Annotated in this window: 21 protein-coding genes and 1 pseudogene; 14 read left to right on the top strand and 8 right to left on the bottom strand. The window is 36.9% G+C overall.

Going from position 1 to position 22,127, the window contains the following annotated elements:
* Positions 1-64: 64 nt before the first annotated feature.
* The 4 genes from VB713_RS25325 to VB713_RS25310 all read left to right on the top strand — a co-directional run bounded on the left by VB713_RS25325 (position 65) and on the right by VB713_RS25310 (position 7,276).
* Positions 65-2,518, top strand: coding sequence for a GH116 family glycosyl hydrolase (locus VB713_RS25325; RefSeq protein ID WP_323314255.1), 2,454 nt, complete (start codon positions 65-67; stop codon positions 2,516-2,518).
* 1,907 nt (positions 2,519-4,425) lie between these two features.
* Positions 4,426-5,016 carry a hypothetical protein gene (locus VB713_RS25320; protein ID WP_323314254.1) on the top strand — a complete coding sequence of 197 codons (591 nt, stop codon included), beginning with the start codon at positions 4,426-4,428 and terminating at the stop codon, positions 5,014-5,016.
* A 279-nt stretch (positions 5,017-5,295) separates the two neighbouring features.
* The gene (locus tag VB713_RS25315; protein ID WP_323314253.1) at positions 5,296-5,679 is read left to right on the top strand and encodes a HetP family heterocyst commitment protein; all 384 of its coding nucleotides are present in this window, start codon (positions 5,296-5,298) and stop codon (positions 5,677-5,679) included.
* A gap of 394 nt (positions 5,680-6,073) precedes the next feature.
* Positions 6,074-7,276 (top strand): alpha/beta hydrolase, encoded by a 1,203-nt coding sequence (locus VB713_RS25310; RefSeq protein WP_323314252.1) that lies wholly within the window; start codon positions 6,074-6,076, stop codon positions 7,274-7,276.
* 28 nt (positions 7,277-7,304) lie between these two features.
* Here the strand turns inward: VB713_RS25310 and VB713_RS25305 are convergent, their stop codons facing one another.
* Entirely contained in the window at positions 7,305-8,192 is an 888-nt protein-coding gene (locus VB713_RS25305) for a 2OG-Fe(II) oxygenase (RefSeq protein WP_323314251.1), read from the bottom strand.
* A 493-nt stretch (positions 8,193-8,685) separates the two neighbouring features.
* Here VB713_RS25305 and VB713_RS25300 point away from each other — a divergent pair, with 493 nt between their 5' ends.
* The 3 genes from VB713_RS25300 (at position 8,686) to VB713_RS25290 (ending at position 11,729) form a co-directional block, all read left to right on the top strand.
* The gene (locus tag VB713_RS25300) at positions 8,686-9,090 is read left to right on the top strand and encodes a hypothetical protein (protein WP_323314250.1); all 405 of its coding nucleotides are present in this window, start codon (positions 8,686-8,688) and stop codon (positions 9,088-9,090) included.
* Positions 9,091-9,202: 112 nt separating this feature from the next.
* Entirely contained in the window at positions 9,203-10,183 is a 981-nt protein-coding gene (locus VB713_RS25295) for an aldo/keto reductase (protein WP_323314249.1), read from the top strand.
* Positions 10,184-10,247: 64 nt separating this feature from the next.
* Complete coding sequence (locus VB713_RS25290; RefSeq protein ID WP_323314248.1) at positions 10,248-11,729, top strand: hypothetical protein; 1,482 nt, start codon at positions 10,248-10,250, stop codon at positions 11,727-11,729.
* Between the two features lie 8 nt (positions 11,730-11,737).
* Here the strand turns inward: VB713_RS25290 and VB713_RS25285 are convergent, their stop codons facing one another.
* Positions 11,738-12,292: a Uma2 family endonuclease gene (locus VB713_RS25285; RefSeq protein WP_323314247.1), complete on the bottom strand. Its 555-nt coding sequence runs from the start codon at positions 12,290-12,292 to the stop codon at positions 11,738-11,740.
* A 139-nt stretch (positions 12,293-12,431) separates the two neighbouring features.
* Between VB713_RS25285 and VB713_RS25280 the strand changes: the two genes are divergently transcribed.
* Positions 12,432-13,658, top strand: a complete 1,227-nt coding sequence (locus VB713_RS25280) for a DUF4336 domain-containing protein (protein ID WP_323314246.1) — start codon at positions 12,432-12,434, stop codon at positions 13,656-13,658.
* Between the two features lie 12 nt (positions 13,659-13,670).
* On the opposite strand, the gene VB713_RS25275 is transcribed toward VB713_RS25280, so the two are convergent.
* Both VB713_RS25275 and VB713_RS25270 read right to left on the bottom strand, forming a co-directional pair.
* Positions 13,671-14,453 (bottom strand): DUF3226 domain-containing protein, encoded by a 783-nt coding sequence (locus VB713_RS25275; protein WP_323314245.1) that lies wholly within the window; start codon positions 14,451-14,453, stop codon positions 13,671-13,673.
* Positions 14,450-15,604 (bottom strand): AAA family ATPase, encoded by a 1,155-nt coding sequence (locus VB713_RS25270; RefSeq protein ID WP_323314244.1) that lies wholly within the window; start codon positions 15,602-15,604, stop codon positions 14,450-14,452. Before VB713_RS25270 ends, VB713_RS25275 begins: the two co-directional genes overlap by 4 nt.
* 229 nt (positions 15,605-15,833) lie before the next feature.
* On the opposite strand from VB713_RS25270, the gene VB713_RS25265 reads away from it, so the two are divergent.
* Both VB713_RS25265 and VB713_RS25260 read left to right on the top strand, forming a co-directional pair.
* The gene (locus VB713_RS25265; protein WP_323314243.1) at positions 15,834-16,136 is read left to right on the top strand and encodes a BrnT family toxin; all 303 of its coding nucleotides are present in this window, start codon (positions 15,834-15,836) and stop codon (positions 16,134-16,136) included.
* A complete protein-coding gene (locus VB713_RS25260; protein ID WP_323314242.1) occupies positions 16,126-16,374 on the top strand; it encodes a hypothetical protein in 249 nt (82 codons plus the stop codon). The genes VB713_RS25265 and VB713_RS25260 overlap by 11 nt, the downstream gene beginning before the upstream one ends.
* Before the next feature lie 24 nt (positions 16,375-16,398).
* Here the strand turns inward: VB713_RS25260 and VB713_RS25255 are convergent.
* The 3 genes and pseudogenes from VB713_RS25255 to VB713_RS25245 all read right to left on the bottom strand — a co-directional run.
* Positions 16,399-16,641, bottom strand: a pseudogene (locus VB713_RS25255) (hypothetical protein); the annotation flags it as partial.
* Between the two features lie 34 nt (positions 16,642-16,675).
* Positions 16,676-17,335 (bottom strand): tRNA (adenosine(37)-N6)-threonylcarbamoyltransferase complex dimerization subunit type 1 TsaB, encoded by a 660-nt coding sequence (tsaB, locus tag VB713_RS25250; RefSeq protein WP_323314241.1) that lies wholly within the window; start codon positions 17,333-17,335, stop codon positions 16,676-16,678.
* Between the two features lie 194 nt (positions 17,336-17,529).
* On the bottom strand, positions 17,530-17,778 hold the full coding sequence (locus VB713_RS25245) for a Ycf34 family protein (RefSeq protein ID WP_323314240.1): 249 nt from the start codon (positions 17,776-17,778) through the stop codon (positions 17,530-17,532).
* A gap of 86 nt (positions 17,779-17,864) precedes the next feature.
* On the opposite strand from VB713_RS25245, the gene VB713_RS25240 reads away from it, so the two are divergent.
* From VB713_RS25240 to VB713_RS25225, 4 genes are all read left to right on the top strand, one after another.
* Complete coding sequence (locus tag VB713_RS25240; protein WP_323314239.1) at positions 17,865-19,136, top strand: CCA tRNA nucleotidyltransferase; 1,272 nt, start codon at positions 17,865-17,867, stop codon at positions 19,134-19,136.
* A gap of 338 nt (positions 19,137-19,474) precedes the next feature.
* Complete coding sequence (locus VB713_RS25235; RefSeq protein ID WP_323314238.1) at positions 19,475-19,768, top strand: hypothetical protein; 294 nt, start codon at positions 19,475-19,477, stop codon at positions 19,766-19,768.
* Between the two features lie 254 nt (positions 19,769-20,022).
* Positions 20,023-21,384: a 16S rRNA (cytosine(967)-C(5))-methyltransferase gene (locus VB713_RS25230; RefSeq protein WP_323314237.1), complete on the top strand. Its 1,362-nt coding sequence runs from the start codon at positions 20,023-20,025 to the stop codon at positions 21,382-21,384.
* A 57-nt stretch (positions 21,385-21,441) separates the two neighbouring features.
* The gene (locus VB713_RS25225) at positions 21,442-21,864 is read left to right on the top strand and encodes a TerB family tellurite resistance protein (protein WP_323314236.1); all 423 of its coding nucleotides are present in this window, start codon (positions 21,442-21,444) and stop codon (positions 21,862-21,864) included.
* 68 nt (positions 21,865-21,932) lie between these two features.
* Here the strand turns inward: VB713_RS25225 and psb35 are convergent, their stop codons facing one another.
* Complete coding sequence (gene psb35, locus VB713_RS25220; protein WP_323314235.1) at positions 21,933-22,127, bottom strand: photosystem II assembly protein Psb35; 195 nt, start codon at positions 22,125-22,127, stop codon at positions 21,933-21,935.

Here is a 22,127-nt window from a genome sequence, read left to right as displayed (position 1 = left end):
CCTGCCCCCTGCCCCCTGCCCCCTGCCCCCTGCCCCCTGCCCCCTGCCTTCTGCCCCCTGCCTCATGACAACCCACCCCACCTCGCAAATACCATCCTGCACTTGGAATCGTCCTATTGGTTTAGGCTGGGATAATCCCTATACAGTCCGTTACCCTAGTAATATTGATGATGGCCCTTGGCACGGAATGCCTCTTGGTGGTTTTGGTGCAGGTTGTATTGGTCGTTCCTCGCGGGGAGATTTTAACTTTTGGCACATTGATGGTGGCGAACATATATTTAACACCTTCCCCGCTTGTCAATTTAGTGTATTTGAATCAACGGTTACAAGTACTAAAGCTTACGCTTTATCAACCCAACCCCCGGAAGATGGGACTTTACAAACATGGCAATGGTATCCAGCATCTAGCACTACAGAGGAAACTGGAAAATATCATGCTTTGTATCCTCGTAGTTGGTTTGTTTATGAAAATATATTCCAAACACAGCTAACCTGTGAGCAATTTTCCCCAATTTGGGCAAATAATTATCAAGAAACTAGTTACCCTGTAGCAATATTTGTATGGAAAGCGCACAACCCTACAAATGCACCTATTACTCTTAGCATTATGCTGAGTTGGGAAAATATGGTGGGTTGGTTTACTAATGCTTTGAAATCTCCTGAAGTACAGATAAGAGATGATGGTAGTCCTGTTTATGAATATCAACCACGCTTAGGTGCAAGTCAAGGTAATTACAACCGCGTAGTAGAAAATACAAAATATTTTAGTTGTTTTTTAGGTAGGGTAGCTGGTGGTGAATCTGTACAGGAAGGTGATGGTAGCTGGTGTATTGCTACGTCCAAACTTCCCCAGGTGGAAATATTTTATCATACCCGTTGGGATGCAGTAGGTACAGGTGAGGATATATGGCAAAGCTTTGCAGTAGATGGAACTTTACCTAATATTGAAGACGCAACTCCCGCCAATGAAAATACACGCATAGGCGCAGCAATTGCTGTCCGTTTTACTCTCCAACCAGGAGAAAGTTTGGAAATTCCTTTTACTCTGGCTTGGGATTTTCCAATTACAGAATTTGCCACCGGAATTAACTATTACCGCAGATATACAGACTTTTTTGGACGTAATGGGGCAAATGCTGGGAAAATAGCAACTACAGCATTACAAAAATATCAAACTTGGCGATCGCACATCGAAACTTGGCAAAATCCCATTCTTGACCGGGAAGACTTGCCAGAATGGTTCAAAATGGCGCTATTTAACGAACTTTATGACCTCACCAGCGGCGGAACTCTCTGGAGTGCAGCTTCAGAAAACGATCCTATTGGGCAGTTTGCAGTCTTAGAATGTTTAGATTACCGTTGGTATGAAAGTTTAGATGTCAGGTTATATGGTTCTTTTGCTTTACTGATGTTATTTCCAGAATTGGAAAAATCAGTAATTCGCGCCTTTGCACGGGCAATACCCCACAGTGATGAGAATTTGCGAGTTATTGGTTATTACTACACAATTGGTGCAGATACAACCACCGCAGTCCGCAAAGTCGCCGGCGCAACACCCCACGATTTAGGCGCACCCAATGAACACGTTTGGGAAAAAACCAATTACACCTGCTATCAGGATTGTAATTTGTGGAAGGATTTAGGTAGTGATTTTGTCTTGCAAGTATACCGAGATTTTATTTTTACGGGTAGCCAGGATGTGGAGTTTTTGGCAGATTGTTGGGATGCAATTGTGCAGACTCTCGATTACCTGAAAACCTTTGATTTAGATGGTGATGGGATGCCAGAAAATTCGGGCGCACCTGACCAAACCTTTGATGATTGGCGGTTACAGGGTGTGAGTGCCTATTGTGGTGGATTGTGGTTAGCAGCTTTAGAAAGTGCGATCGCAATTTGTGATATTTTAACGAATCACAGAGGTGCTGAAAACGCAGAGGAAATGCGAACTGACAAGTCAGCGCTTGCGCTATCGCAAAAATTAATTTATCAATCTTGGTTAGACCAATCAAAGCCTATTTATCAAGAAAAGCTTTGGAATGGAAACTATTATCGCTTAGATAGTGAAAGTGGTTCTGATGTAGTCATGGCAGATCAGTTATGTGGGCAATTCTACGCCAGACTACTAGGTTTACCGGATATTGTCCCCAATGATAACGCCCTCTCTGCTTTGCAAACAGTTTATGATGCTTGTTTTGTAAAGTTTTGTAATGGTAAATTTGGTGCTGCTAACGGCGTTCGTCCTGATGGTTCACCAGAAAACCCGAATGCTACCCATCCCCTAGAAGTCTGGACAGGTATCAATTTCGGACTAGCAGCTTTTCTCATACAGATGGGCATGAAAAATGAAGCAATGAGCTTAACCCAGGCTGTAGTGCAGCAAATTTATGAAAACGGGCTACAATTCCGTACTCCAGAAGCAATTACGGCTGCTGGTACTTTTCGTGCCAGCACTTATCTTCGGGCAATGGCTATTTGGGCAATTTACTTAGAGCTTGATGTTCGCGGAGCGTGCCGTTAGGCATATAAAGCTGAAATTGTTTATTGATAAGGGTTTCAGGAATTTTTATCACAATAAAGTGCCAGGTTTTGGCTGATGGTGTCTCAAAACAGGTGCATTTTTACTGGTCGAATCTGGGAAACTGAGGATATGCAAATGGCTGAAACTGTTCCCTGCACTCATAGATAACTTTTATGGCTTACGCCACGCTATCAGCAAGCCCCACTTAAATTTTTAACATGAGTGCGGTGACTCTTCTCCATTACCGAATAAATGTAACTTTATTTTCCGGTTATTTCCGGAATCCATCGAAAAATTAAGTAATGGTAAGAGTCGAAAGATTTAAACCTCACTAAAGCTGTTCTAAATTATACACTTCTTACGGTTTTAGTTCAGAAATATCTTGAATAGCAGCTATCCCCTCAAAAAAATCTATGATTATAAAATTTCCGTACAAAAATAGTCAAAATTAAGGTGTAAGATAATACTCTTAATCCGACATACCAACTTCTTACTTCCGATGACAAAGTATCTAAAGGAAATCTATAAAAATGAAAAACTAGATCTATGTAGAACAATTAGAAGCAGTACAGATTATCTTAATTAATTAAGTCAGGTTCACAAGCAGTTGCACTCTTAACCCACAGAAAGGCAGTTCATTAGATGCAGGACTTATATTATAACCCTTTGATTGCTAATTGGCAATCAATTGTCGTTTAAAACTCAAGATTGACATATTACCATCACAGATCCAACCTCACAGTTATCAACATTTTTCGCTAAAACTGAAGTACCAAGTTTTAGCAACTTACCAATTAGGAACTAATTCTAATTAAGAAGTTAAATTCGCATTTATTAAAAATCTAATAGCAACTGTAATTTTACTGAATTTAGTTAAATATATTTCCAGAAATTATAAATTTTATTAAAAAAAATATTTCCCAAGTATTTATTTGCGCTAACTTAAGATTAAGCGTTTCAATTATATTATTGTATGTAACTTTAATAAGCTAACTCTTTTGTTAACACACCCGCTCATGGGTGTTTTCTCATATATTTTTTGTGTGACAATCATCCTTTATATATCATATCATAAAATGGTATCATCAACAACTTAATAACCAGATAAGTTGACTTGTTACCTTGTAATATGTTACTCCTATTTCACCAGACTATATTGAATACAGGTGTGGTTGTAACTATTTTCAGATAAGACTTCAAAGAAAAACATATAACAATATATAATGACTAAACTATTACAGCTAATCTTCATGAAAAAAGCAAATTTCATTTTCACGAAAGCAGCTAGAAGTATCTACTAGTAAGGATTTCAAAAAATAGTTAATCGTAATAATTGCTAAAAAAGTAACCATAATTAAAGTTTTGAAGTATCTAAAATGAGGGGTGTCACCCCTCATTTTTTTGACAAATATGGGACAAAAGTTAAAGTTGCACAACGCATAAATGAACATTCGGAGATATTCAGTAAATTTAACTTATAAGCCTGCTAAATTGGCAGATGACATTAGCGACAAAAAATAGTATAAATACGAATGTAGGTCTTGGGATTCCCATATGAATTATCTTCTCAGTGCAATTGAAAATTATGAGGCTTTACTGAAAAGACTTCCTAATTTTCAGCGGTAAGTTATACAATAATAACCAAGGGTCATCTATTGAATTAAAAGTTGTGAAATTGTTAAAGGACACAACTGCATCTACTAAGCCCGCTAAATTACAGAAAGAAGGTAAAAATCTACCTTTTATTCACTCATCAGCAAAAGCCACAATCGAGACGTAACTAATGGCAGTTGTCTTCATCAACAACTAAAGCCAGTAAGCTACAAAACTGCACAACAGGGTCAATACATCAACGCAGTACACAGACTTGATTAAAAACAGTCAGGTTTTCAATCACAGGTCAGGTCATGAAACAAATCATCAGGTCAAATGCAGTCGAAACACCAAGCCAACGAGGTATTTTAGAGATCAAACTCTCTAATTTGCATTCTCGTCAGGCATCCATTCAAGAAAGTCCTGTACTTTCACCAGCGGTAACTTTATCAGTCTTAACTAAAAGTAGTGACATAGCAATTAAAAATACAGACAACAGGTCAACATCCTTTCAAACAGAAGTTCTCTCAGCCCTTCTGTATTTAGTTTGGTGGAGTAAGTTAGATTTTTTGCCCACAGTTGTGGTTTGGGTGTGTACAGGAAAGATTCTACAAGTCAGTCACACTCAGGTAAAGCAAATCACATCTGGGATATTTCAGACTTCTTCAAAGACTCAAACTCTTGGAGTGATTATAGCTAGAGCAGAACCAGCACCTCCAAGGGCATTAGCTTTGAAAGTTTATTTATTGAAGTTGCTCCCAAACGTCCAGAAAAAAACTCAGTTAGTCGCCAAAATTGCTCAACCTAAAACTTGGCTCAATAGCATCTATACGCAGCAAAAACAACAGAGCCATTTTAGGAATAGCTTTTTATACTGGGAGTTACAGAAACCGCTGTTAAGTTGAGAAATTTCTGGTTGTGCCTGTTGGAAAGTTTATCTATTTTTTCAACATTCGCTACTAATCCATTACCAATATATTCCTGTAATTAATTCAACAACTGTCTCAAGACTAGTAAGCAACCAAACCATTACTGCTGGGTGCAAGTACGCACAGGAAGAATATCAATGATCTTGCTGTTGTGAACCCATCAATGTTGGTGTGGTGGACTAGTATTGCAGTTTGTCAATAGCACTTGAAGAACCTGGACTAGTTTACTTTATTCAAATAAAACTAACACTCACTATGAATCAAGACATTTCTGGCAGTAGTAACAACTTAGATAAGAAAATTAATCCTGAACAGTTTGATCAAGTATTAGAAGCAATTCTGGCTGGTAAGTATTCATGGGCTTGTGTTTTAATGCTACGGTTTGTTGGTTATAATCCTTTGCATTACATTCCTTACCGTACTTATAATCGGCTACTCAAAGAAAACTCCCGCATGAGTAGATCAAACTCTCAAAACAATGAAAATCTAAAAATTGCCAAATCAGCGACAGAGAAAAGGTCTGATGGTCATTTAGCACCTAGCTGTTTGAGCAAAATGAAAGATTTAGCTTATCTGGAAGTAGCTGGTAAACAAAAAGCCGAAATACGTGGTTCTCTCAGGGAAAAGAAATCGGCATAGGTGTCTACAATAATGTCAGTAAGGTTAGGTTGAGTAAAGTATCTTGGAGGGACACTGCGTGTTCGCAAAACTTGCCATTCAGGCATAACCCAAAACCATCATCGCTCAACCTAACCTACAGTTTTTCCAGGGTAAAAATTCAAAACCTCTCCCTTTCTATGGCTACGACGTACACACCAACGCCAAAAACCACCACGACTTACGTCACTATGTCAAGCTATGCTATCAGAATCAATTGTGAAGAATTTGATAGCGAAAGTCGTCTCAAGACAACTGAGAGAATATTTCAGTTCGTTTTGATGAACTTGAGTGAGCTATTAGACTGGGAATTCAGTCCCCCGTGCTTCAGGTAGCTCGCTGAAAATGGTGCAAGATGTTAAGTGTGTCAATTTCTATGTCTTCTAAAAATAGAATAGCTTTATCATGGCTAGTATTATTACTGAGTTTTTCTAGTCTATTTCTCAGTGCTTGGATTGTTATTCCTGCTCCAAATATGTTTTTACTTAATCTAGGAGTGGGAGCGCCAGAAGTTAGTCCATGGCTTTTGATGTTAAATTTACTTTCTGCTTTGCTTTCTTTTTTCTGCATTCATCAGCGTCAAATACAGCGTCTAGCCTCTATTTTTAGCTTGATAGGGTTGTTATTTTGTTCCTTGGTGCTAGTGAATATAACAACGACTCAAATGCAGATGGCACAAGCGATACAACAAGGACTTGGTGCAGATTATCTAGCAAAAATTCCTGTTGAAATTAGCTCTAAAATGCAAACTAGTCCTTTTAGTTTAATTAATACTTTCCGGGGTATTTCTTTAGGTAAAACTATTCATAAAACAGGGATTATTTTTGCTAATCCAGCAGGAGTGCCTTTAAAAATGGAAGTTTACCAACCCTTAAAAGTGGGTAAACATCCCGCGCTGGTAGTAATTTATGGTGGAGCTTGGCAAAGAGGTAATCCTCGTGCAAATTCTGAATTTAATCAATATATTGCCAGTCGTGGATATACGGTATTTGCTATTGACTATCGACACGCTCCAAAATATCAATTTCCGTCTCAGTTAGAAGATGTAAATACAGCACTTAATTTTATTCGTAAACACGCTGCTGAATATGAAGCAGATTTAGAACGTATGGTATTATTAGGACGTTCTGCCGGAGCGCATTTGGCAATGTTGGCAGCTTATCAACCAGATGCACCACCTATCCGGGCTGTGGTAAATTATTATGGGCCTGTTAATTTAACTGAAGGATACAAATCGCCACCACAACCTGATCCTATTGACACTCGTGCTGTTTTAAGAACATTTATTGGTGGTTCTTTGGAAGAATTTCCCAAACAGTATGAAATTGCTTCACCGATAAATTACGTGACTCGTTCTTTACCACCAACTTTATTAATTTATGGCAGTCGAGATCATTTAGTAGAAGCTCGATTTGGTAGGCAAATGTATGAACGTTTACATGACTTCGGTAACACTGCGGTTTTTCTAGAAATTCCTTGGGCTGAACACGCTTTTGATGCCGTTTTTAATGGTGTTAGTAATCAATTAGCGTTATATTATACTGAAAGGTTTTTAGCTTGGGCATTTTTCAGCCAATAATTTAATCATCGAATTTTATAAATAAAATTTATTTTTTATCTAAAAATACATTTTTTTGTGGTTCTGAAAGATTTTCTGCTAGTAAAATTAAATCTTTATAGGGTAAGGATGATGCACTATAAAATGAATGCCTTTGTAGTCGTGGAGTGTAATCAAAAAAGATGCTAAATCTATCTCCACTTATAGGCATCTTACCGCGATGAAACATACTACCAGTAGCAGCAAAAATTACCGTGCCAGCAGAACCAGAACATGATTGATAATTTGTAGTAGATGTAACCTCTTGCATAGCTTTATCGAGAATATAGCCAGATTTATATCTGAGTGATTGAGCTATTTCTGAGGTTAAGGACTTGGGAATATATTGAAATGGACCTTTTTCTTCATCAATATCATTTAAATAAACTATGATTTTTAATACGTTTCTGGCTTCTTTGTCTATATGCCATAGTCTTGAGCCTTTCTCTACTTGATTGGCAATATCTCTACGAAAATATACACCATGATAGGCTACTGGTAAACCAAGAAAATTTTCGACAATATTTAATAACCGTTGTTCTAGTCCCCACAAAAATATTTCTGGATAATCCATAATTTGCTGAGAACTAGCATGAATAGCAAAGTTATTATTATGATCAGAAGTATGTTTTTGTATTTTGGGCATAAGGTTTTGTGCAGCTTGGAAAAATTGAAGCGTAGATGGAATTTCTAAGTCTGCTAATGAAGTAACGAAAACACCTTCTTGTTGGATTTTATCAACCAAATCTAGATCATTTTTTGAAAGAATAGGTAAATTGGAAATATGTTTGTTTACTTCTGCTTGATAAGCAAGTTCAGATCGATGTCGTACAAAGGAAATTGTATCAATCTTTTTTAAGATTTTGTTTCTCGTCTTTTCTAAGATAAAGCTATACATGATATTTGTTATTACTCAAATTTAATTCAGTTTTAATTAGATGGCTTAAAGAGTAATTATTAATTACAGTTGTCTAGGTGTATAACAGCAGACAGTATGATTAGAGTGGTAAAAACTACAGATGCTAATACAATAAATCAAGCCTAGATTTACAACCAAAAAAAGTTGTGTAATTTCATAATATATACTATTCCATTAAATCTGTATCAGGATAACTCTTTATATCCATTTTAATAATCTTTCTATAGTTATAATTTTCTGGTTTATCAGATTTTGTTTAGATATGAACCAAGTTGAATTGGAATTATAAGTAGTGATCAAAGCAGAAAAATACATATTGAGATTTATTCATTAAAAAATAGGTTTAGGTATAAAAATCAGAGTCTGATATATTAATAACTAGCTTCCAAATATTCTCGACTTTGAGCTAGTGACTAGAAAACTGAAAACATATACCACTATACTAACGGTAGAGAGTAGTAATATAAAAAACATGGTGCGGTTTATTTTGATAGGTATTTTGGTGTTTTTAACATCTTGTAGCAGTATTGCGTTGCTACCGACTTATGAATTGGTGCAAAAAGCGATCGCAATTCAGCTAGAACAAACCCAACAGCAGCTTAACCAAAAGCTCGATTTAGACTTCCAAAAATTCAATATTAAGAGACTATCAATTACTCAACAGCAGTCTCTAACCATTGAAAATTTACCCGCTTACCGTGTGCGCGGAACTTATGACTTAACTTTTAAATTACCAAAACGACAACTCACTCAACCGCAAAAACCCTTTGAAGTTTATTTGCAAATGCAGCGAGAAGGTAAAACTTGGCGGTTGCTGCTACCGGAAAAAAGTGGTGAAAATCCCCAACTAGTTTGGCATAGTTACTTAATTCTCTAACTGGTACATTTGTGCTATTATCATGCCTATAAAGCTTCTAAAGCATAATTAACAACTTAGGTCAGTATGGCCTGATAATGAGTTTTTAGAGAACTTTGAAAACGTCTTTAGTATGCAAACTAACCAAACATTATCTCTACCTAATATGGGTTGCGGGACTTGGGCATGGGGAAACCAACTCCTCTGGGGATACAATGAAAGTATGGATGACCAATTGCAACAGGTGTTTGGCCTGTGTGTAAATAATGGTGTCACCCTATTTGATACTGGTGATTCCTACGGAACAGGAAGATTAAACGGACGTAGTGAGTTACTTTTAGGGCGTTTTGCAAAAGAATACGACGGGATAAATAAAGACAATATTTGCATCGCAACTAAGCTGGCTGCGTATCCTTGGAGATGGACAAAAAAGTCGATTATATCTGCTTGTAATGCTTCTGCAAAACGTTTGGGTAAAAATGTCGATTTAGTGCAAATGCATTGGTCTACAGCTAATTATGCACCTTGGCAAGAAGTAGGTTTATTAGATGGTTTGGCAGATTTATATGAACAAGGTTTAGTGAAGGGAGTAGGATTATCTAATTACGGGACAAAACGACTGCAATGGGTGCATAAAAGATTTCAGGAAAGAGGAATACCAATTAAAACCTTGCAGGTACAATACTCGCTTTTATCTACCTATCCAGTGACGGAATTAGGTTTAAAATCAGTTTGTGATGAATTAGGAATTAAATTAATTGCCTATAGTCCTTTAGCTTTGGGTTTATTAACAGGGAAGTTTTCTGAAAATGGTAATTTTCCTAAAGGTGTAAGAGGGATTTTATTTAGGCAGATATTACCAGGTATTCAAGGTATTTTAGGGACTTTGCAGGAAATAGCAAATAGTCGAAATAAAACCATGTCTCAGGTAGCAATTAACTGGTGTATTTGTAAAGGTACAATTCCCATTCCTGGTGCTAAAAATTTGGAACAAGCACAACAGAATATTGGCGCTTTGGGTTGGTTTTTGAATGATGGAGAAGTGGCAGAGTTAGATAATGCTGCTGCGAAGTCTGAGAAAAAGATGGTGCAGAATATTTTTCAGACAAGGTAAAATACACAAAAAATACTCGAAAAAATATAAACACAGAAGATTTTTGTAACCAGTTAAAATAAATATGAATAGAGACGGCTTCATTTTTCAATTACCTAACCTACCTTTAAAAAAAAGAGAAATTCTACCCAAAAAATCAGGAATATACTATGTTATTGATGATCAATCAATTATTTGGTATATAGGACAAGCAAAAAGTTTACGCAGTCGTTGGTCTGGAAACAGTCACCATCGAATTTATCAATTAGAAAAACAAAGAAAAAAGGTTTTTACTATTTATTATGAGTTAGTTAATGAAACTCAACTAGATATAATTGAAAAGCAACGTATTGAGCAATATAATCCACAATTGAATGGAACAATAGTTAAAAACAAAAAATTACGTCCTACTGAAACACTTTTACTAGAAACTTTAACTATTATTGCACCATATAGTTTTATATTGGGTATCGAACCACCACGGAAAGATGATCCTAATTTTGTGGTAAAATGTCAATCTTTTAGTAGTGATAGAAGGATTCAAAAATCAGTCTTACCTCTTAGTGTAATACATATTTGTATAAATTTAGAAGAGTTTAAAATTGAAAAACAAAAAACACTATTTACATTTCTGAGAAATGTCTTTAAAAAGCGTCTTAATTATGCAAATAATTGGTCACTCCATCCAGATACTAAACGGTATGAAAGATACGGTAGATTTTTAACTAGAAGACTTTTAGTTAATGGTTTTGCAATAGAAGTTTCTATGGTTCATCAAGAAGTTATAGAAAAAATTCAAGGTTATGATTTTACACAAATAGCAGGAATAGATATTAGGGTATTTAATGAAAATACTCTTAATATCTTAAAAGATACTTGTAAAATTAATGAGTTAGGAATTTCTGTATATTCTCCTAACAAAAATTCTCCAGCAGTGGATCATTTTGATAAATTTGATAATCAAGCATTAAAAAGATTAACCATCTACAAAGGAGATGTAATTAAATTATTATTTAACGAAGACTTAAATCTAAGTAAATTGCAAACATTACCAACAGAATCAAAACCTCCAGCAGAGGATAATAATAGCTTATCTTCTCGACTTGTTAACCTCGCAGCTAAGAAAATATACCTTCAAAATTTATTAACAGAAAGAGGAATTGATATAAATTGTTATCAGGTTAACAAATATCTGGAAAAAATACCAATTGACAATAACTATGTTGATAATAACTCAGATAGAACCATGACAGTATACGTTAAATCCTTTCTACATCCTTTGTATCTAGAAGCAACCGTAGATAAGGCATTTTGGTTATTACTGGAAGAATATTTGTCAGATTTCACCAAACTTTCACTTAATCAAAATGAAGGATGTTTCAAAGGTAAGTTAGGAAAATCTTTACCATCTGGTAAAATTAGCATAACTTTAAATGGAAAGTGGAAAACAGATATTCCATTTGGAACAAAAGATGATATGTCTTATACTGAAGTAGTAAATCTTATTACACAGAGGTTAAACTCTAGTGGAATATTTAAACTTAAATTCTCATTTAGTATGAGTTGAAATTGTTATCACACTCCCAATAACCTCTCAACAGAAATACTCACATCAGGAAAAGTCAAAGAACGAATTTCACCATCTTTGAAAATTGCTCTACTTTGATAACCAGTATCAGTAGGAACTCGAAAAACAATCAATTCCATAGTCCGCAAATTAATTATCCAATATTCGGGAATACCTGCGGTTGCATAAACTTTAGTTTTAACTTCCAAATCTTTAGTTAAACTAGAATTTGAATATTCAATTACCCAAAATATATTTTCTGGATAAGGATGATGTTCTCGATAATCTTTTCCTAAACGTTGAACAATAGAGATATCTGGTTCTGGTTCTGAATTAGTTTCTGGGATAGTAATTGGTTTAGCTTGACGAACTTTTGCCCTTTGTCCAAGTAAATAAATTAAATATTCTCCTGCTTCATCACTAGAATAAGCATGATATTCTCCTTCGGGAGCCATTTCTACTATTTCCCCATTAATTAACTCAACATTACGCTCTGCTAAAATGCCAGTGGCAATGATTTGATGATAATCTTTAATAGTCCATTTGACAGTAGTTACATTCATAGCAGTTCTCCATCTGCTTTATTATCATCGTATCTTCATTTATGACAAAATTAAATTATTAGTTACATAATTTGCTAAACTCCAAATTCAAGAGTGCAAATCAAAATTTGAGCATCAAGTATTGGGAGAGGTTCACAAAGTGACTCAAGGTGAAGGTACAATCAATGTAGAAAACGTCAACCCCCAGGACTATTTATGGAAATTCTGGCCTGTTGTCCCCCTTTATCCTTACGGTAAACGTCGCACTATCCGCAGGACGGTGATAAAGGATACCATTTGGACTTTTGACCAAATGCAGGGGGTGTTCTATGTGGTTGTGCCAATTCGCATGACGGTAGTAAAGTTAGAAAATGGCGGTTTGCTAGTTTATGCACCTGTCGCACCAACTAAAGAATGTATCCGATTAGTGAATGAGTTGGTAGCAGAACACGGTGAAGTTAAGTATATTATTTTGCCAACTATCTCAGGTATAGAACATAAAGTATTTGTCGGACCATTTGCGAGATGCTTTCCTAATGCACAGGTTTTTGTTGCACCTGAACAGTGGAGTTTTCCGCTAAATTTGCCTTTGAGTTGGTTGGGTTTACCTGGTAAACGCACTCAAATATTGCCGAAAAATAGCCAGGAAGCGCCTTTTGCAGATGATTTTGATTATGCGATATTGGGAGCAATTAACTTGGGACCTGGTAAGTTTGCAGAGGTGGCTTTTTTCCACAAGCGATCGCGCACCTTATTACTTACAGATACCATAGTTTCAGTACCAGCAGAACCACCTGCGATCGTCCAACTCGACCCCTACCCGTTGTTGTATCACGCAAAAGACAAAGCTTATGACATCGTAGCTGATACCCAAGCCAATCGCCGCAAAGGATGGCAACGCATTACTCTATTTGCTTTGTACTTCCAACCCAGCGTCTTAGATGTACCCAAGTTGAAAGATGTATTTCTAGATGCCCAGCAAGCTCCAGAACGCACAAGAAAAGCATATTTCGGGTTTTTCCCCTTCCAATGGCGACAAGACTGGGAAAGGTCTTATGAAGCGTTAAGAGGAGATGGACGGATATTTGTAGCCCCAGTTTTACAGAGTTTAATATTAAATCGCGCACCCCAGGAAACAATAAATTGGGCTAATAAAGTAGCACAATGGGATTTTCAATGGATAATTCCCTGTCATTTTGATGCACCAATTAAAGCCGAACCGCAGCAATTTAGAAAAGCATTTTCTTTTTTGGAAAAATATCCCAGTGGGGGTTTAGTTAATAGTAATAGTTATCCTTTACCGGAGGATGATTTTCAGGTTTTGCGAGATATTGATCAGGGTTTGAATAGGTTTAAAATTGTGCCACCTGCGCGGGAGAGAGTGTAAAATTATGGGGTATTATTCAGTTTTTAAATTTAACAAGTTCCTAAAAAAATTAGTTAAGTTATTAATTGCTGGAATTTTAGCTTCTGTTTCAGCACTAACCCAACCATTATCACTAATACTTGTTTGATTAGTTTTACCAGGCTTCAGAACACTTACGACTGTGGCAATAATAGCCTTTTCTTGATCAAAAGGTTTCCATTGCAAAGGCTTTTTCTTTCTCTCTTCTTCAGAAAATTTAGCTATATATTCTCTTGCTCTTTGCATATATTCAGGATAAACTAAATCTCCACAATCACATATCAGAGTATCTAAAACTCCTGGTTGAAAATTATCTGGTAATACGTAAATTCCTAATCTTGGTAAACCTTCTATGACATTACCAATTGTGGTAACTGTGGTGGGAAAATTAGGAAAATATTCCTTAAAGCCATTATGATATTTTTCTGCAACTTGTTCAGGTCTATTTTTGTCAGCATCAGCTATGATACCAAAAGCTAAAAGAGTAGAATAATCAATATCAGATAATTTATCACTCAAATTAGTAATGAAATTACTTCCTTCACCTGCATATAAAGCGATTGATAAAGTTTTTGTGTCCAAAATTGTAGGCATATCAAGTCTTTTATATAAATTTCCCCCTTTAGGATAAGTAGGGATAAATTTTCGCCAAAAACGATCTAGATTTAATTCATCTCCCTTAAATTCAGAAAAGCCTAATAATTTGCACAAAACCTTAGATATGAAAGCCTGATCATGATTACCTTCAACACCAATTAAAACATATTCCCGATTCACCAACGTACCTCCTGACCTAATTCTTCTCTTAAGCGTCTTAATCTATGTCCGTCATGTCTGATTACTCTTGTTTTATCTTCCTTCGGCTCTAAACGATAAAGCACTAAATCTGAATCAGATTCAGTAGCTTCTAGTAAAGCATCAACAGCTTCAAGACTATGGGTAGTTGCAAATAATTGAACATCCATTTCTGTACACCATTTAACAAGCCATTGAAAAGAACTTTGTAGAGCTTCTGTGTGAATTGTTGACTCTAATTCATCAATTAAAAGAATGCCACCTTTAACACTGGCAAGTTTCAAAGCGATATGTAATAAACGACGTATACCATCCCCAAAAGTGCTAACTGGTGCAAGTCCCAGTTTTTCATGTTGAATATAAATATTAAATCGAGAACTGATAGATTCTGGAGATAATAAAATTTCGATATCATAAATATTGGGATCAATTTGTTTTAATAGTTGAATTACATCTGATTTAAAATTTTGTAATGTTGCCTCTGATAGTAGTCGAAATTGTCCCATTTCTGATCGATGAGATGATGGCGTTACTACAGATGTATTGAGATTAGGTTCTCTCTTTCTAGATAATCTAGATAATGATTCATCTTCCCATAGTTGAAAACTTTCAACAAAATCACCTGTACTAAACAAATTTAACTGATGTTCTCTAAAGAAAACTTCTATTTTTAAATCAATGCCTTTTCTCAGTCCTGGTACATCATCATTATCTATTTCATCATCATTGGTTTCAGCAAGATTATTTTTTTTCTGACTTGAAGATAATAATATTTCTTCTATATTTTCATAACTGGCTTGTAATTTGTTAACTGCATAAGCACCTTGACTAGCAATTAAAATAGTAGGTTTATGAATTTCTTCATTTGTATCATTAGAATTATGCTTGAATAACCATTGTAGCGCGTCTATAGGACGAGTACGTGATATTCTACTTTCTTGTTCTCTTTGAAGTGCGGTACTCAACCATGCTCTAATATCTAATGGATGACAATAAATCTCCAATGCTTCCAAAACACTGGTTTTACCGGAGTTGTTAATACCAACAAGCAAGTTAATACGTCCGAGATCCTTTAGTTCTAAATCTCGAAGTCCTCTAAATTGATGAATTGTAATACTTTCTAAATTACTCATAAAATCATCTTAGCTCAAGCTGTATACCATAGATTATTTTTCTGAAGATTATCAAAAAATAGCATGGCGTATTGACATCGTAAATACAGTATTCTATCATTTATTTTATGGATGTCTAAGTAGGTAAACAAAAAAATTTGAAGGTATGTGACGAAATGTAAACTCCAGTAAATACGTTACAAATAGTTTATTTCACCGTTGTTACAAAACTAAACATATATCGTTTTTATTGTGTCTACCTACTTACTTTGTTTTAAATAGTATTACCTTCGTCTGGAACGATGAAAAAGCTAGAAATAACTCCAGTAAGCACAATGGCATAACATTTCAACAAGCAGCAGAGGCATTTTTCGATCCATTCCTCAAAGTAGTAGATGCTAGTCGCAATGATGAAGCCAGGGATGCCATTATTGGCTTAGATACCCGTTGGAATCTTTTATTTGTAGTTCACATAGAATTTGAGGATGATGTAATCAGAATTATTTCAGCCTGTAAAGCTACGCGTAAGGAGCGAGAATATTATGAAGATTGAAACATTAAAACAACGCTTAGACAAAAATCGTCCCATGACTACCGTAACTCTAAGAATGCCAGAAGATGTGATAGAAGACTTGAAAAAACTTGCACCTATACTTGGTTTTTCTGGTTATCAACCATTAATTCGTGCATACGTTGGACAGGGAATGAGAGCAGATTTAGAACGTCTAGACAGCAGTGGAGTGAGTGATGATATCATTCATGAAGCACTAACTGAAATTGTTAATGGATAACTGAAATCTCAGATGTTTCAACTCCTAACTTTTCATTCCCTTAAACCGTTCTTTAGCACCTTCAAAAGCCTCTTGCATGACTGCTTGAATCTTCTGAGGATCAGGTTTTTTGCCACCCATTAAATCACCAAAATACACACAAGCAGCTTCACCTAAAGACCATGTATAAGCAGCTGCCCAAGATGCAGCAATTACGCTGCCGAAACCAGGGATAAATTTAATTAACTCCCGTGCTATGGCTTGGGCTAAAAAACCACCAGCGAAGGCATCGCACTTCTTAGGATATTCTGAAATAGAATTGCTATACATCTACAGGATGCTGCCCATAATAGGGTAAAGCCTCTGACCAATTAGGACGTTTACCTTGTTGCCAATCTAAATAAGCTAATTCTAAAATACTTGTAACAGTTGCAGCTAAACTAGATGTGGCTTTAATCAGTTGATATTCAGTCTGCCAATTTGCTAAGGTTTCCTGCCATGCTTCAGGTGTGAATACTGTGTCTGGTAATAAAGCAGTGATTCCCAAATCATCAGCAGTAGGTTGATAAATAGCCGCGAAAACTTGCCCTCGTTGTGCTGGCATTTCCACCGCTATAACATTTCTTGATTGTTGATTTTTCTTCAATTCTGTCCAAGCTACAGCGGCTAAAGTGGAAACTGCAAACACGGGAATTTCTAACTGTTGTCCTAAAGTGCGAGCAGTAACAACCCCAATACGACTGCCTGTAAAACCACCAGGCCCTTTAGCAACGCCAATAAAGGCCAAATCTGTCCAGGTTTGGGGGTTAATTAAGTCGATTAAATATTGATGTATGAAACTGGATACATCACGTCCTAAATTCCAAACATTAGCACGGGTATCGTCAGCAAAGTTACTAATTACCAATCCTAATTCAGGCGTAGTTGTATGCAGTGCTAAAGCGTATTTTGTGGTGGGGAGATGTGCTAGTTGAGTTGTCAAAGTAAATATAGATTTTGAGAATATGAAAAAGTTAATTTTGGCGAAATTAACAATTTACAATTCTACCACTTTAAAATACACAAAATACAAAACGAAACTTTAAATATGTTATGGAGACGTTACCATGAGGGAAGTTTCCGCTGCATGAAACGCCTCTGCAAAGTTGAAAGCTGTCCAAATCCAAAATCTAAAATTCACGTTGGTATTAATTCACCGGGACGCAATTTAGCCCATTTACCCATTTCTTGTTTAAAACTGAGACAACCGACAACATCCCATTCCATTTCAATTATTTCGTCTTTTGTGCGAATATTGACATTAATGGAAGGTTCATTAGGATCAAAATCTGGGGTTTCGGTCAAGTGAGGCTGTTGGTGCTGTGCTTCTACGGCATTGTAGGTTAAACAGCGGTCTACATAGTGGCAATTCACGCAAATACACATAATAGAACCAACTCCAGGAAGCTTTATAGTTAATGTAGCTTAGGCAAAAATATTCAGCATTAGTTACTAGGTTGATTTTTATTAAAATGCACGATTTAACAATTTCTATTTTAGCTGCCGAAAATTGGCCTTTTAGTCTGGAATTTTTACCACAAGATGCTTATATGGTTGGTGGTGCGGTGCGGGATGCGATTTTGGGCAGAAGTCGGGAATATTTAGATTTAGATTTTATTATCCCAGATGATGCGGTAAAAGTTGCCAGTGCGATCGCACGTCATTATCAAGCTGGTTTTGTTTTACTCGACGCAGAAAGAAAAATTGCCCGTGTCGTGTTTCCCCATGCTACAGCCGATTTTGCCCAGCAGGAGGGAGATAGTTTAATTACCGATTTGCATAGAAGAGATTTTACAATTAATGCGATCGCCTATCATCCCCATACCCAAGAAATAATTGATCCTCTCCACGGCTGTGCAGACATAACAGCAGGTGTCTTACGCATGATATCACCCCAAAATCTTCAAGACGATCCTTTGCGGTTAATGCGGGCATATCGTCAAGCAGCCCAACTTGGGTTTATCATCGAACCAGCTACCCAAACCACTATTCGCACCTTAGCAGCAGATATCAATAAAGTTGCAGCCGAACGAGTCCGGGTAGAAATAGGTTATTTGTTAGCAAATCCTCAAGGTACACCTTGGCTAACCAGTGCATGGGAGGACGGTTTACTAGCTACATTCTTCAAAAATGCCACCCGTGAAAGCTTATTAAAATTAGCCGCAGTTGATAAAGCAGCAGCTTTAATTTCCCAAAACTGGCAACAATTAGGAGCAGAACTACAAAACTATATTCGTGATACAGTCAAAACTACTTGGTTAGGTATTGCCAAACTGGCTTGTCTTCTCCACCCAAATCCTGAAATCGCAGAAACAGAACTACAGGAACTAACCTATAGCCGTGCAGAAATTCGTGCTATAATAACCGCCCTGAGACTGTTCCCAAAGTTCAAAGTAGTCAATCTGTCCCTACGAGAACAGTATTTTTTGTTTCAGGACGTAGGAGTTGTATTTACTAGTACAACTGCATTAGCCTTAGCAGATGATATTTTAGTATCGGCGATATCCGGCGATAACCCGCTATCGGTCTATACACCCTTAATCAACCATTACCTAAACCCTGATGATTTGGTAGCTCACCCCTCACCGTTAGTGAGTGGCAAAGAAGTGATCATAGCACTAAATATTCCAGCTTCACCACTTATAGGAAAAATCTTGAGTGAAATTGCTATAGCCCAAGCTGAGGGTAAAGTTTCCACCGTAGAAGAAGCGATAAAATTTGCAAAACAGTTGGTTGAGAATTAATTTATTATGGCTCTTGCGTCTGTTTTATGGTGATTGAGGATTAATTATAATAAAACCCTTCGCACTAACAGCATCTGCTGGAGAATTTGACCAATAACAGGCAATTGCCGCAGGTTTTCAAATGCACATATCCAAACCAGTAGAACCAAATGCTTTAGCAACGGCTGTTTCCCAATTGGTGACAATAAATATTTAGTCTAGTACAAGATGGCAAAAGTTTTGAGATATCACTAATTCAAGTATCAAAATATATCTATTCTGTCGTACATTTACTATTGTGCCATTCTTTAATAGCAGCATAATATGTAGCCCAATAACTTTTCATTATCTAATCTATTATGAAATCTATTCTACAAACCTACATAGAGCAAGAAATATGGTTACTAATACGAGATAAGTGGTATTTCACAAAAATTATGAGGGTTTGTGATGACTTGTTGTGGTTTAAACACAGAACTCATAACAAGGAGACAGAAGAAGATACTTTATGGGAAATGGTCGTGAAAATTAGCGAAGTAGTCGCTATTGATAAAGTTGTATCTGTGATTAGCAGAAAACCAGATGTGTTTATGTCACGGTTATTGGAAGTAGACAATAATACCATTAATCATCAACAAGAACATGAAAAATAAACGGCAATATATATCTATACCACCCGATAATTAAACGTAAGGATTCAGGATATTTGATATAGCAGGGAACAGAAGAGAAAAATATTCTTCTTTCTTCTTCTTCTTCTTCCTGACTCCTGACTCCTGAATGCTTCTAATTCTTCATCAGTCATGAACTACCAAAAATCCAAAGTTTGGCAATATAGTGACTGATGTTTTTTTAATTCAGCCTGAGTGCATAAAGTGCATAATTATAGTTATTATTAACTAATTCGATGACCAACCCCCGTCAATTAGCTTTTATCGCCTTAAAAGAGGTTCATAAAGGTGCTTATACTGATGTTGCTTTAGACCGAGCGCTACCAAAGTTTAAATTACCGGATAGCGAAGCGCTCCGTAGGGATCACCGTTTAACGACAGAATTAGTCTATGGCTGTGTCAGAAGACAACGCACCCTAGATACTCTCATTGACCAAATCGCCACAAAAAAAGCCCGGCAACAACCACCAGATATCCGCACAATCTTACATATCGGCTTTTATCAACTGCGTTATCAAGAAAAAATTCCTGCTTCTGCTGCTGTCAATACCACCGTTGAATTAGCAAAAGAAAACGGTCTACCTGGTTTAACTGGTTTTGTAAATGGTCTGTTACGCCAGTATTTGCGGCTTGCAGAAAAAACACCAGAACCGTTAAAATTACCCGAAAATCCAGTGGAACGATTGGGTATTTTATACAGTTTTCCTGATTGGATCATAGAAGTCTGGTTAGCACAATTAGGTTTTGCAGAAACAGAAAAACTCTGTGCATGGATGAATCAAACTCCAAATATTGACTTGCGTGTAAACATCCTTCGCAGTTCCTTAGAAGAGGTAGAATCAGCTTTTAAATCTGCTGGTGTTCTAGTCAAACCTATTCCCCATTTACCCCAAGCTTTACGATTAATTGGTAGTAATGGTCTAATTCAAAATTTACCTGGATTCCGTGAAGGTTGGTGGACTATTCAAGATAGTAGCGCTCAATTAGTTGGTCATTTACTAGATCCTCAACCGGGTGAAGTGGTGATTGATGCTTGTGCTGCACCAGGAGGTAAAACAACCCATAGCGCTGAATTAATGGGAGATAAGGGCAAGATTTGGGCGTGTGACAAGACGGCTTCTCGTCTTCGCAAACTCCAAGACAATGCTCGACGGTTGAATTTACAATCTATTGAAATCTACACTGGTGATAGTTGCAATTCACCCCAATTTTATAATCAAGCTGACCGTCTATTACTAGATGCCCCTTGCTCCGGTTTGGGAACTATGCATCGTCATGCTGATGCGCGTTGGCGACAAACACCAGAATCTATTCAGCAACTTTCCCTGCTGCAAACAAATTTACTATCACACACCTCAAATTTTGTCAAGGATAACGGGGTATTGGTTTATGCAACCTGTACATTACATCCTGCTGAGAATGAAGAAGTAATTTCCCGGTTTTTAGCTGATCATCCTCATTGGCAAATTGAGCCTCCCCGTCAGGATTTAACTGCTACCTATATTACACCGCCAGGCTGGCTCAAAGTTTGGCCTCATCAACAGGAAATGGATGGCTTTTTTATGGTGCGCTTAAGAAAAACCAATAATTCCGAGTGAATACTGCTAACGATTGTACGATTTGGTGGAGGTCCGAATCTACTAGAGGAGGCAGCGATGGTTAATAATTCTCATGTCAAAAACTTAGTTAAAATCCTGATTGGAGCCGCTTGGATTGATGGCAGAATCCAACCGGAAGAACGGCAATATCTGCGCGAAATAGCTCAGGCTAAAGGCTTGGCTAATGATCCAGAGATTAAGCCTTGGCTGTATGAATTAGTTCCCGTACAGCCAAAAGAGTGCTACCAGTGGGTAAGTGAGTATTTAGGCGATCGCCCTAGCTTGGAAGATTGCGAAAATCTGATTGAAGCCATTAGTGGCTTGATTTACAGCGACGGTGAAGTAGCAATTGAAGAAGCCAAGCTGCTAACTACATTGCAGGAACTAAGCAAGTCGCAGGAATCCACGCAACCAGTTTACACCCCACTACTTAAACAAATTCAAAAGCTTTACCGTCGTTGGGTTGATGTTCAAAATTAGGGGACTCTTAAGAGGAAAGGGAGCAGGGCGAAGGGGGAAAACTCTTCTCACCTGCGCCTTGCCTCCTGTTATTCTTTATCAACTTTGGGTACAAAATCAGGACGATCTTTGCTTTCCCAACCGGCGGGACGTTTCGAGTTGTACCAAGCAATTGAACCAATGGTGATAGCAGCAATAAAACCTACTACATACACCAATGTAAAAGCTAATGGAAAATGTGCTTCGGCTGCGGCTGGCGCTGCTGTTTGAAGTAATAAATTCAT

Origin of the sequence: Anabaena cylindrica UHCC 0172, from assembly GCF_034931625.1 — a bacterium.
GTDB classification, from domain to species: domain Bacteria; phylum Cyanobacteriota; class Cyanobacteriia; order Cyanobacteriales; family Nostocaceae; genus Anabaena; species Anabaena cylindrica_A.
Note: the sequence above shows the minus strand (reverse complement) of the source record. Positions and strands in the feature narration are given on the sequence as shown.